Genomic DNA, 12,205 nt, shown 5'->3' with positions numbered 1-12,205 from the left:
CGATGACGATACTAAGAATATATTAGAAGGACAATAATTTATCATATAAGGGAGTTTGGTAAGATGCAAGTTAAGGCAGCTTTGTTAGGGGCTGTGTTGAGTCTTTGTCTCAGCAACACTACGCAGGCTGCACCTGCTGTGGCGGGAATGCAACCTTCACTGGCGTTGATGAGGCAAAATTATGAAGAACAGCGGGGAAACTGGCAGGCGGCGCAGGATTATGCGGTGGCATTGGCGCGGGATGGACAGTATGAACCGGCACTGGCTATATTTGAAACTTTGTCCGAGTATGCCGGCGTACAGAAAACCATGTGGTTTGATTATGCTGTTGTTGCTTGTTGGGCTGGGGATTATGCAACTGCCGTTCGGATTTATGAAAACCAATTACTGCATATGCCGCAAGCTGTTCCCGATTATGTAAGCGTCAATGTGGCCGGCGCTTATTTTAAACTTGAGCGCTATAATGAGGCATGGCAGTTATACCACCGATTAGTCCAAGACGGAAATCAGAAGGTCAGGCTCTGGGAAGCAGAAAGTCTGGCTTATATGGGTAAAAGTGAGGAAGCCGATATAGTTTATGAGACCTTGCTGACAGAACAGCCTGACAATCTGGAGGTCTATAGCGGCAAAGCCAGGCTGCTGTTTTTGCGCGGTGATGCGATTGGCGCGGTTGCGGTTATTGATAAAGCCCTGGCGCTGATTAATGGGAGCAAAGAAAAGTATCCGGTGCAATCAATGTTGTCACTGCGGGGGGGAATGGCGGCACAATGTATCAGAAATGAGGAGTATCATCATGCAGTGATACTCCTGCGTCCGACGATTCAGGATGGTTCGGCAACCATTCAGATGCAGTGTGATTATATTTTGGCGTTGTTCTTAAACGGCGATTATAAAACGGCGATTACGGAAGCAGAGCGTCTATGGCCAGATTATCGCAGTATCCCTGTATATGGGCGGCGGGCGTTAGCCGACTCTTATTTGCGGTATAACCTGCCCCAACAAGCCATTGGTGTTTATCGCAGCATCTGGGATGATGAAGAACCACTATTAAGTGACAAACATAGCTTGGCCTATTCGTATTTATTGTCAGGGAAAAATAAGAAAACCGGAATGGAATTATATACTGAAATTATTAATACCGGCATTGAGCAAGCCCTGAATGTTGCCTATGATGCTAATAGTTTCTTTGAAATGGGGCGACATGAGGCAGGAAAAAATTTGTATCATGCAATCATCAATAGTTATCCTGAGCATACAATAGTTCGCCAGCGTTTTGCGGTTGCGCTTTATAATAATGGACTGATACGGGAAGCCTGCGAGCAATATGAAGCCTTGGCGGTGCTGCCGAATGCGCAGCCTGTAGCGGCTGGCGGTATTGTTAATTCAGCGGTTACCGTTGGTGACTATCGTGTTGCCAGAAGCGCGCTTAAGGAACTAAATGGTGAATATAGCACCAACACGGTTCTGGCTCAGGCGGTTGGCCGGTTTGACCGGCGTCTGCAGGGCGATATATATTCTTCTTTTTCCAGCAGTAGCGATTATAAAGGCAATGAGGTTCGCACCGGTCAAATCATTAGCGAACAACGGCTTGGTGATCGTTTCTTTGCATTGGCCGGAGTGGCTGCCAGCCGGATTTTTGATAATGATGGCGCAGATACCCTGAAAACTTTTTCTGTCGGTGGACGATATGTGGATATGAAACACACGGCGCAGCTGTGGTTGGATCAAAGCCGCAATCATGGGACACTTAACGGTTATCGTTTTGTCGGCAATTACTATTTTGGTGAACATAGCTGGTTGGATTTTGCCGCCAATCGTGTGCCGGTAGCCGATGTACAAGCATTGGAAAACCGGATTATGATGACAGAATACCAGCTGGGATTTAACCGTCAAATAGGTACCCGGGATATAGCTAGCGTTACGGCAACTACCGCCAATTACAGTGACAGCAATCGCCGCAGCGGGTTTAGTCTGGAATGGGAACATATCATGATTAATAATGCGAAAAAAACGCAGAGCTGGTTTAGTTATTTTGGCAGGGACAATTATAAAAAGCAGGAGATCAATGGTGTTGAACCTGTTTATGAAAGTCCGGAGACACGGGAAAGTTATGGCGCAGGCTTGCGCCAGCGTTGGCATTACCCTAAGCACTATTGGGAAACCTCGCTGGATTTGGGCTGGGGACGCGACCGGCCGGAGCCTATTGATTTTAATCCTGCTGTCCGTTTGGAGTATGGTTGTACTTTCTCACGCAGTCAAGCAGTAGTGATTGGTGCCGGCTACGGCTTACGCACCGGTTACTCAACAAATACAGGAGGAAAACTCCAATTTGCTGATCGGCAATTTGATATTAGTTACTATTTCACGTGGTAGTTAGGAGGTTTATTTTGGATGAACAGAAAAGTGTGGATATCGCTGTTATGCCTGCTGGGAGTATTATTTTCCGTTAGTTTACCGGCTGCGGCAAACGATGTTCTTATTTTATGCTATCATGATGTTGCCGAAAAGCCCGGCAATAATATTTATACTGTAACGCCTGCTGCCCTGAGAAGCCATTTGGATTACTTGAAGGAAAATGGCTATACGCCTATTTCGCTGGAAGAATATATTGCTGCAGCAAAGGGGGAGGAGAAGCTGCCGGCTAAGCCGGTGATGCTAACCTTTGATGACGGGTATCAGTCCTTTTATACAAAAGTATTTCCCTTACTGAAAGAATATAATTATCCGGGGATGATGGCCATTGTAACATCATGGCTGGATTACGCGCCTGCCGAACTGGGACCGTTGCTGACATGGCAGCAAATTCGGGAGATGGAATCTTCCGGGTTGATTACTATTGCGTCTCATTCTCATGCGGCACATCGTTTTACTATCACTACTCCCCAAGGAGATCGGGGACCGCTGTTAGGTAATCTGCAATATAAAGAGGGGAAATACGAATCGGTTGCCGACTACCGGCAACGGGTAGTAAGTGATTTTGCGGCAACGCAAACAGTGTTGGCAAGAGAATTGGGACATACAGCCAAAGCGCTAGTTTGGCCTTTTGGGGCCTACACCCAATTAACGATTGAGGAAGCTTTCGCGGCAGGCTTCGAAGCCTGCTTTGCCTTGAATGATGGGGTTAACCGTCCCGGAAAACAGGCGCTGGAAGAAGCCAATCGTATCATCATAACAAATAATCCGTCCAAGAAAAGGTTTGCTCAATTAGTTAACACAGCCGGTAAGGCGCCGGTCAAAGCCGCGCAACTGGATCTAGACATAATTTATGATCCGGATAGTGCAGAACAAACGGAAGAAAATTTAAATTTGGCCATTGACCGCCTCTTGGTTTCCGGTACGAATACCGTTTACCTGCAAGCCTTCAGTGATGAGAGTGGATCAGGCAATATTGAAAGTGTATATTTTTATACCACGGCAGCTCCAGTTAGGGGCGATCTTTTTAGCCATGCGGTTGCACGCTTGCGGGCAGAAGGCCGTTTTACAATTTATGCATGGCTGCCGACACTGGCGGCGCAATGGATTATCGATGAGAACCCGGAAGCAGCGGTTGTGGCCTATGAAGCAAAAAATCTGGGCTGGTATCGCCGGGCAACTCCCTTTAGCCCGGAAGTGAGTGATCGCCTGGCAGCGATGGTTACTGATCTTGTGAAATACAGTGATATCAATGGCATACTATTTCAGGATGATGTATACCTAAATGATTTTGAGGATTTCTCACCCGCAGCCAAGCAAGTATTTAAAACTGAGACAGGTTTGGAGCTTACTCCCGAATTACTGAAAGCTAACCCGGAATTAAATGACCGCTGGATAAAAATGAAAACTAATGCGCTTACCGGTCTGACGGTAAAACTACAGGCTGCAGCGAAAGAATACCGGAATAATCTTGGTAGTGCCCGCAATATTTACCCTATCCTTATTACTGAACCCGAAGCAGAAGAATGGCTGGGTCAAAATTACGATCAATACCTGGAGACCTATGATTATACGGTGATTATGGCTTATCCCTATTTAGAAAAAGAATATGAGGATCCGGTTGGCTGGCTGGAAGAGTTAGCAACAGCGGCATTAAGGAATCCGCAGAATGCGCAAAAAACCGTGTTTAAATTGCAAACTTATGATTGGAATAAAAACCGCTGGCTAAGCGCAGATGAAATAAATCGATTTACAAAAGCGCTGAAGAAAAAAGGCGCCATTCATATTGCATACTATCCGGAGAACGTTTTTTCAGAATAATTTAAGACCAGGGGGTGAAACAGGATGGAAACATATAGCTGGCTTGAGTTAGTAGAGAACTATGTTTTCTATTACCCATTGGCAATGAGTATTGTCTGGATGATTGGCGCATCGTATTTTTATTTGCGACGGGAGCGAGGAGAAAAACAGGTACCAGAATTAAAAGAATATCCGCTGGTATCGGTGTTGATTCCTGCCCGCAATGAAGAAGACGCTATCCGCAGTACGATCGAAGCTGTACTTAGTTCTCAATATCCTAATTTTGAAATTATCGTTCTTGATGATGCAAGTACAGATTCTACAGCAGCTATTGTCCAAGAAATTGAAGCTAACGAGGAACGAGTACGGGTATTATTGCTAAATGAAAATGTAGGTAAACCTTCGGCGCTGCGTTATGGGACGTTGGCCAGCAGAGGGGATATCCTGCTTTGCATTGATGCGGATGCGTATCTTGACCCCTGGGCGATGCACTGGATGGTCAGTCATTTTAATGGTCCCCGCGTGGGGGCAGTTACCGGTAATCCCCGGGTGAGAAACCGCACATCCCTGTTGGCAAAAATTCAGGTGGGTGAATACTCCTCGATCATCGGGATGATTAAACGCACCCAGCGGATTTTAGGCAAGGTGTTGACTGTGTCTGGCGTAATTGTTGCTTTCCGTAAGCAAGCTATTTTTGACGCCGGTTTATGGGATGCCGACATGATTACTGATGATATTAATATTACGTGGAAACTGGAAAAACGGTTCTGGGATATCCGCTATGAACCGAATGCATTGTGTTGGATTTTAGTGCCAGAGACGGTCAGCGGCTTGTGGCGGCAGAGAGTCAGATGGGCACAAGGCGGTGTAGAAGTTATCCACCGGCACCGTGATATCTGGAAAAGCTGGAAACAACGCCGTTTATGGCCGGTATATCTAGAGTATGTGTTATCCATCATCTGGTCATATGTTTTTGTTTTACTGGGGATTGTCGGGCTTGTTAACTTAACTTATCCAACCGGCTTGCCGGAGGTGCGTATTTTTCCGGAATGGAAAGGCTCGATGCTTGCTTTTATATGTCTGCTGCAGTTTCTCATCGGTTTAACTATTGACCAAAAATATGAGAAATCTATTCCGGGTTATTTGTTTTGGGTTATTTGGTATCCCTTCGCCTATTGGCTATTGACGGCTTTTGCTACCGTATATGCAGCACCACGGGCATTATTCCGAAAAATGGGACAGCCAGCTGTCTGGACCAGTCCTGACAGGGGGATCTTCACCAAATTATAATGTGCATTCATGCGAAAGGAGGGAGCTTTTGAATACCAGTGGAATTTTGTACCGGATTTTAGGCAGCAAGCTTATGGCTATTATTGCAGGTCTTCTATTAGTGGTCATTGTGCTGTATCTTGGCTATGTCTTTGGGTACATTCAGACTCCTGAACAGTTGTTAATCAAAAATATAGCAGTATTCTTTGTTATAATAAGTGCAATTGTAATTATTACCGGGTTGCTTTTTTATAACATTATACAAATGATTTTCTTAACTAAAGCTCGAGAAACTGAAGAAGCTGCTGCGTTGGAAACCCAACTGGTAATTAATCAACCGATTTTGCAGAAGCCGATTATCCGTGGCTTAGAGGTATTGGCTTCGGCTTCGATCTGGGTTGTTTTTTTATACTTTTTTCAAACATTCCTTTCTGCGGTTGTTTGGATCTTAGGTGGACGCTCCTTGTACGCCAAGCTTTTTTCACCGGACATTATTGAAGGCACAGAAAATATGTTGTTTCTGGTTTTTGTCTTTGCGTTAGCGATGTTTTTGGTCATGCTGGCTTGGGCTAACTGGAATTACCGGAGGTATGGGCGTTTGGAGCGCCGTAAACCGCGTCCGCCCATACCGTCCAATATTATTGCCAGCTATTATGCTATTCAGGAACAAATGGTGTTTACTGCCCAGGATGTGAAGGTTGCAAGAATCAGTCCGCTAGATAACGGGTTGAATATGGAAGTGGTAAAAAAACTGGTCGAAATCTAGGTGATTTTTTCAAAACAACAAGGCTTACGTTATGGTCAAAGATGCGCGTAAGCCTTGTTGTTTTACAATTAATAAAAACTCAGGTTCTGATGTATACTACTTATATAAGATAGTACATCTTTCGCCTGGGAGAATTTTATGCCGGAAAAACCATTTGAAGACTTGACAATCGAAAAGGTTCGACGCGATGATCTTGGTAAACTAGAGAAGTTATTTACCAGCGCTTTTGCTGATGAGGTGGATATTGAACAAGTGAAACGCCGCATTCGTCGCACCAGGCAATTTTATTATATTCTGAACCCATTAAGTAAGTTTTCTCTATGGGTTAAAAACCATTTTAATATTTATGTAATAAAAATTTCCGGTGAGTTAGTGGGGTTTGTCCAGGTATCCTACATCAACTCTACCCAGATGCATATTGATTATATTGCCTTCAGCAAAGAGTACCGGGGACAGGGCTTAGGCCAGTGGGTTCTGGCGATTCTGTTTTCCCAGGTGGCTGATGCCAATAATTATGATGTTATTTTGGAAGTCCGTGTTGGCAATAGGGCATACAACTTCTACAAACGGCTGGGCTTCCGGGAAATGACCGAGATACTGCATTACGAATTGCGTTTGGATCCGGCCTTTATATTGCCACAAGTTGTGGATTTGCCGGGATTTCGCAAGCTTGCCATGCTGGAACGCGGGAAATTATATCATTTATATCTGGAGTCGGTGCCTATTACCCTACGCCGGGTGATTAGACGGACTTACGGGGAATTTAGCCCCAGTATGATGGTCAGGCACCTGGAATGGGCGAAAAATTATCTAATGCGTAAACAAAAGCAGGACTATGTTGTGGAACAAGACGGTAAAATCGTAGCCTGGCTGAATGTGAACAGCTATTTCAAGGTAAAAAGCCATGTAATCAGTCTTACCATACATCCGGACTATGAATCCTTGCGCCAGGGGCTGCTCAGTAAAGCCGTTCATCTTATTGCTGAGAACTATGGCCCGGGTGTTATCAGCACCACAATCTATAGTGACGATCCTGGCAAACAGGTTGCATTGGAGCGGCTGGGCTTCAGCAAAGATTTAGCATACTATCTGATGTTTCGGCCTGCGGCAGCAAAGCGCAATGATTCAGGAAAGTCACCTTCGCACCCAACGAAGCCATTGCCTGTCAGTAGCAGGCAATGTAAAAAACGAAGATACGGGGGAAAGGATTGACAGAGAATTGCCGGAAATTCCAGAAATCGAGACCGTCAGACGCCAGCTTGCACAACATGTTCAGGGGAAGATAATTGAAACAGTAATGGTTAACCGGGAAAAATCACTTAACGTGTCTGTGAACAATTTCATCGATACCATAACCGGTCAACAAATCATCAAGGTCAGGAGACGGGCAAAACAGATTATCCTGACCTTGTCCAATGCTCATTCCCTTGTAGTACATTTTATGCTCGAAGGGTATGTGCGGATTTTTTATAGCCGGGAAACAGTGAGTGGCCGCCCTTCGGTTGTTTTTACGTTAAACTCCGGGGATAAAATGGCTTTTTTTAAACTTACTTTAGGCTATATCCATCTGGTGCCTGCTGTCAATTTTGCCGATATACCGGAATTATCCGGCCTTGGCCCGGAGCCGCTTTCGCCGGAATTTACGCCGGAAGAATTTTTAAACCTACTGTCAAAGCGTAAAGGAATGATAAAACCCCTGTTGATGGATCAGGCGTTCCTTGCCGGTATTGGCAACGTTTATTCTAATGAAACGCTGTTTTGCAGCAGGATTAGGCCTGAACGCAAAGCTGCTGCACTCACAACAACGGAAAAAATTAACCTGTACCACTGTATTCGCGATATTCTTACCAGAGCGATTGAACTGGGTGGGGTTAATGAAGACAAGTTTGCCTCAGATGACATTCTGACAGGAGGGTTTGAACCCCATTTGCAGGTAGCTTATCGCACCGGCCTGCCCTGTTATGTTTGCCGCACTTCTATCGAAACCAAACGCGTTGGCGGCAGGAATGCCTTTTATTGTCCGGTGTGCCAGCGATAATTCCCGGTGGCTGTTTGTACGGTCACAAGTTTAGCTTTCAATATATTTACCTTTTTTATATAATTTGGTATAGTATACCAATAAACTATTATAATTGGGTGATGATATGTTTACAGCTATGAGACGGATTGACCGGCAAGTCAGTACCGAAGAGACAATTCGAATTCTGGAAAAATGTGAATATGGTGTTTTGTCAACAGTAAACCAGGAAGGCTATTCTTATGGCGTGCCGCTTAGTTATATTTATAAAGATGGCAGCATTTATTTTCATAGTGCCAATGATGGCTATAAACTTAAGAATATAGCCGGCAATGGCAAAGTTTCGTTTTGTGTTGTTGGCCAAAAGCAATCCATGCCGGAGAAATTCACGACAAGCTATGAAAGTGTAATTGTTTTTGGTCAAGCGACTGTGGTGCTGGGGCAGGAAAAACAGGAAGCGCTGCTTGGTCTGCTAAGCAAATACGGACCAGACTATCTGGAACAGGGAAAAGAATATATCCGAAAAAGTCAAGACCGGACAACGGTAATAAAAATTACGGTGGAACATATGACCGGTAAAGTACGACCACAGTAGGAGCTGTAGCATGACAGAGAATGAGCTTAAACTTGCGATATGTCAGATTGGCAGACGAATGTATGACAGTGGTTTTGTTGCGGCTAATGACGGCAATATCAGTGTGAGATTGAACACCGGCGAGTTTCTCACCACACCGACAGGGGTAAGCAAAGGCTTTATGACCCCGGATATGCTGCTGACTGTTGATCGGGAAGGCAGCATCGTGACGGCGCAGGGCAGCTGGCGGCCGTCATCAGAGCTTAAGATGCATCTTAAGGTGTATGAGGAGCGCCCGGACGTTCAGGCAGTTGTTCATGCCCACCCGCCGTATGCCACGACCTTTGCTATTGCCCGGACTCCCCTGAATAAACCGCTGATTGCGGAGGCTGTCGCTATGCTGGGGTGTGTACCGGTGGCTGAATATGGCACTCCTTCTACCCACGAGGTGCCCAATGCGGTGGCTCCTTATTTGGAGCATTTTGATGCTGTGCTATTGGCAAACCACGGTGCGCTCGCCTGGGGAGACAGCCTGACTACTGCTTATCACAAGCTGGAATCGGTAGAATTCTATGCCAAATTAACCTTTTTGTCCTTACAAATGGGGAAGCCTGTGGAATTGTCGGCCACACAGATAGAAGCCTTGTACGAAATCAGAGAAAAAGCAGGAACAGCAGGACGCCATCCGGGAAAAATCTGTAGGCAAAGCTGTAATTTACAATGTGGCCGGAAGTACCCGAATAATCAAGATAGACTGTAAACTGATTATTGACAGTGCTGTGAAGTTTTAGGATAATGTATATAAGCATAGTATTGATGTGTTTCACCCTGAATGTACTAGCCAAGTGCCTGAATGTAGCTCTTGCGAATTCTAACGATTTGGTACAGTCGGCCGGGGCGTAACTCATGTAACAATGCAACCGGCAATAGCAGGTGAGTGCAGAGCAGGACGATACTGCGAATTTTACCGCTCCTGTTGTATAGGTTACCTATGCAACTAGGGCGGTTTTATGTTATGACCGCTTATTTCTTTTTATAAATCATCTTTGCAGGAGGGGTTTGTCGTGGCCGCGATTTGTACTGAACTGAATCAATTATTGGTTTTCCGCAATTTGCTGGGTGATGATGTGGTGAACGGCTTACAGGCTTTAGCGGAGGCAGATACAGCAGACGATAATGAGTATGCGCTGGCTGCTATCCTGATTGAGTGGGCTGAAGCAACAGGTGTGGCCGGTAATATTCCGGAAAATTACGTATTAGGACTGATTGGGTGTGACTCAAATATCTTCAGCAGCACAGCTGAGAAGCTGGCCGTTAAGGCAGAAAGCAGTTTGCAGCAGGCTGTTGTTCATGATATTGCTATTTTGAAAAAACTGCTGGCAGGGGTAAGCACACTATTTTCAGCTGATGTTCGGGCTATTATTGCAGATTATCGGCCGCTTACCGGGGATGCTGCCAGAAAATCAAGAAATTTCCGGAACCTGGCTGTGCTCAGAGATCTATTTTTTGATGTTGAAAATAAATATTCACCGCAGGCACTGGCGGCGGCTCTTGCCAGATATTATCATCATTATGGCTGCGGTAAATTAGCCGGGTACAGCGCATTTAAATGGGATAGCCGGGAGCGGGAAATTGTTGGGATTGAACATACTGATCCGGTGCAGTTGTCGGATATTATAGGCTACGATTACCAAAAAAACGAGCTTATCCGTAATACAGAGGCTTTTATTCAGGGCCGGCCGGCTAATAATGTGCTGTTGGTAGGCGCCAGGGGAACCGGCAAATCGTCATCAGTTAAAGCCGTGGCTAACCATTATTTTGAGGAAGGTCTTAGACTGATTGAAATTGCCAAAAGCGATTTTGAATGTATTCCCGAAATTATGTCGGTACTGCGCCAGTGGGGTAAAAAATGCATCTTATTTATTGATGATTTGTCTTTTGAAGAATTTGAAGCAGAATATAAAGTGTTAAAATCTCTCATTGACGGTGGAATGGAAATTCGGCCTGACAATGTCCTGATTTATGCCACTTCCAACCGGCGAAATCTGATAAAGGAAACCTGGGATGACCGCAGTGGCGACGAACTGCATCGCCAGGATACCATTAATGAAAAGATATCGCTGGCAGACCGTTTTGGGATTACGCTGTTTTATCCGTTGCCCAACCAGGAAGAGTACTTTAAAATTGTTGAAGACATTGCGCTGAGAAACGGTATACGTTTAACAGGCGACGAGCTTAGAACAAAAGCGCTGCGGTGGGAGATGTCACATTCGGGCCGTTCAGGCCGGCTGGCAAAACAATTTATTGATTATCTGGCAGGCGGCAGTTCTGACCCATATCCAGAATAAAAAGTGTTTGCATAAGTATTGGAGGCTTTACCATGAATATTTTGGTGACAGGCGGCGCGGGATATATTGGTTCTCATACGGTACGCCTGTTAGAAAAAACAGGCAGCAGAGTGATTGTTTATGATAATCTGGTGACAGGTCACCAGGCTGCGGTAAAAAACAGCGTACTTATTAAAGGCGATATTTTTGACAGTGAACGCCTGACTGACACCATCAAACGCTATAGCATCAGCTCGGTCGTTCATTTTGCGGCCTATAGCCTTGTCGGGGTTTCTATGGCCAAGCCGCAGGACTATTATCACAATAATGTTGCCGGAACGCTGAATCTGCTTGATGTTATGCTGGAAAACGGCGTTAAAAAACTGGTATTTTCGTCAACAGCTGCCGTATATGGCGAACCGGAAAAATCCCTGATAACCGAAGAGTCAATAAAAAATCCTACCAATGTCTATGGCAGGACCAAGCTTATCATGGAAAACGCCATGGCGGACTATTCACGCGCGTACGGACTTACCTATATTGCCTTGCGTTACTTCAATGCCTGTGGTGCTGATGCCGCAGGTGACATCGGCGAAGATCATCAACCGGAGACGCACCTGATACCACTTGTGCTCAAAGCCTGTCAGGGGAAAACTAAGGGACTAAGCATTTTTGGCGAGGATTACCCCACCAAAGACGGAACCTGTGTGCGGGACTATATTCATGTAAACGACCTGGGACAGGCCCATGTGCTGGCACTGGCGGCTTTATACAACGGCCATGGGTCTGATGTGTATAATCTTGGTAATGGCAATGGCTTTACCGTTAGGGAAATAATTGCAGCCGCTGAAGCGGTAACCGGCCTGGCTGTGCCCCAAACGGTAGCCGCCCGGCGTGCCGGTGATCCTGCCGTGCTGGTTGCCGGCGCTGATAAAATCCGGCAGGATTTAGGTTGGCAGCCCCAGTACACCGATATCAAGCAGATAATTGCCACCGCCTGGCGCTGGCATCAGGCGCATCCCGACGGGTTTGCCGGTTGA

Annotated in this window: 10 protein-coding genes; all 10 read left to right on the top strand. The window is 45.7% G+C overall.

Annotation, left to right across the window (positions count from 1 at the left end; genetic code table 11):
• Positions 1-63 precede the first annotated feature (63 nt).
• The 10 genes from GT1_RS03080 (at position 64) to galE (ending at position 12,205) form a co-directional block, all read left to right on the top strand.
• Entirely contained in the window at positions 64-2,373 is a 2,310-nt protein-coding gene (locus tag GT1_RS03080; protein WP_188397279.1) for a tetratricopeptide repeat protein, read from the top strand.
• 18 nt (positions 2,374-2,391) lie between these two features.
• Entirely contained in the window at positions 2,392-4,233 is a 1,842-nt protein-coding gene (pgaB, locus tag GT1_RS03075) for a poly-beta-1,6-N-acetyl-D-glucosamine N-deacetylase PgaB (RefSeq protein WP_188397277.1), read from the top strand.
• A 24-nt stretch (positions 4,234-4,257) separates the two neighbouring features.
• Complete coding sequence (pgaC, locus tag GT1_RS03070) at positions 4,258-5,502, top strand: poly-beta-1,6-N-acetyl-D-glucosamine synthase (RefSeq protein ID WP_188397275.1); 1,245 nt, start codon at positions 4,258-4,260, stop codon at positions 5,500-5,502.
• A gap of 28 nt (positions 5,503-5,530) precedes the next feature.
• Positions 5,531-6,247 carry a poly-beta-1,6-N-acetyl-D-glucosamine biosynthesis protein PgaD gene (gene pgaD / locus GT1_RS03065; protein WP_188397273.1) on the top strand — a complete coding sequence of 239 codons (717 nt, stop codon included), beginning with the start codon at positions 5,531-5,533 and terminating at the stop codon, positions 6,245-6,247.
• A gap of 138 nt (positions 6,248-6,385) precedes the next feature.
• Entirely contained in the window at positions 6,386-7,459 is a 1,074-nt protein-coding gene (locus tag GT1_RS03060; RefSeq protein WP_188397271.1) for a GNAT family N-acetyltransferase, read from the top strand.
• Positions 7,368-8,285 carry a bifunctional DNA-formamidopyrimidine glycosylase/DNA-(apurinic or apyrimidinic site) lyase gene (mutM, locus tag GT1_RS03055; protein WP_223226016.1) on the top strand — a complete coding sequence of 306 codons (918 nt, stop codon included), beginning with the start codon at positions 7,368-7,370 and terminating at the stop codon, positions 8,283-8,285. The genes GT1_RS03060 and mutM overlap by 92 nt, the downstream gene beginning before the upstream one ends.
• A gap of 106 nt (positions 8,286-8,391) precedes the next feature.
• Positions 8,392-8,859, top strand: a complete 468-nt coding sequence (locus GT1_RS03050) for a pyridoxamine 5'-phosphate oxidase family protein (protein ID WP_188397266.1) — start codon at positions 8,392-8,394, stop codon at positions 8,857-8,859.
• 10 nt (positions 8,860-8,869) lie between these two features.
• Positions 8,870-9,598, top strand: a complete 729-nt coding sequence (locus tag GT1_RS03045; protein ID WP_188397264.1) for a class II aldolase/adducin family protein — start codon at positions 8,870-8,872, stop codon at positions 9,596-9,598.
• Positions 9,599-9,902: 304 nt separating this feature from the next.
• On the top strand, positions 9,903-11,186 hold the full coding sequence (locus GT1_RS03040; protein ID WP_188397262.1) for an ATP-binding protein: 1,284 nt from the start codon (positions 9,903-9,905) through the stop codon (positions 11,184-11,186).
• A 32-nt stretch (positions 11,187-11,218) separates the two neighbouring features.
• Positions 11,219-12,205 carry a UDP-glucose 4-epimerase GalE gene (galE, locus tag GT1_RS03035; protein WP_188397260.1) on the top strand — a complete coding sequence of 329 codons (987 nt, stop codon included), beginning with the start codon at positions 11,219-11,221 and terminating at the stop codon, positions 12,203-12,205.

Source organism: Sporomusa sp. GT1 (assembly GCF_014634905.1).
Classification (GTDB): Bacteria; Bacillota; Negativicutes; order Sporomusales; family Sporomusaceae; genus Sporomusa; species Sporomusa sphaeroides.
This window is presented reverse-complemented; position numbering and strand designations above follow the sequence as displayed.

Excerpts from the sequence above, each read along its gene's own strand:
- pgaC (WP_188397275.1), top strand. The coding sequence starts at position 4,258 with ATGGAAACATATAGCTGGCTTGAGTTAGTAGAGAACTATGTTTTCTAT.
- mutM (WP_223226016.1), top strand. The coding sequence starts at position 7,368 with ATGATTCAGGAAAGTCACCTTCGCACCCAACGAAGCCATTGCCTGTCA.
- pgaB (WP_188397277.1), top strand. The coding sequence starts at position 2,392 with ATGAACAGAAAAGTGTGGATATCGCTGTTATGCCTGCTGGGAGTATTA.
- GT1_RS03050 (WP_188397266.1), top strand. The coding sequence starts at position 8,392 with ATGTTTACAGCTATGAGACGGATTGACCGGCAAGTCAGTACCGAAGAG.
- GT1_RS03045 (WP_188397264.1), top strand. The coding sequence starts at position 8,870 with ATGACAGAGAATGAGCTTAAACTTGCGATATGTCAGATTGGCAGACGA.
- GT1_RS03060 (WP_188397271.1), top strand. The coding sequence starts at position 6,386 with ATGCCGGAAAAACCATTTGAAGACTTGACAATCGAAAAGGTTCGACGC.
- GT1_RS03080 (WP_188397279.1), top strand. The coding sequence starts at position 64 with ATGCAAGTTAAGGCAGCTTTGTTAGGGGCTGTGTTGAGTCTTTGTCTC.
- galE (WP_188397260.1), top strand. The coding sequence starts at position 11,219 with ATGAATATTTTGGTGACAGGCGGCGCGGGATATATTGGTTCTCATACG.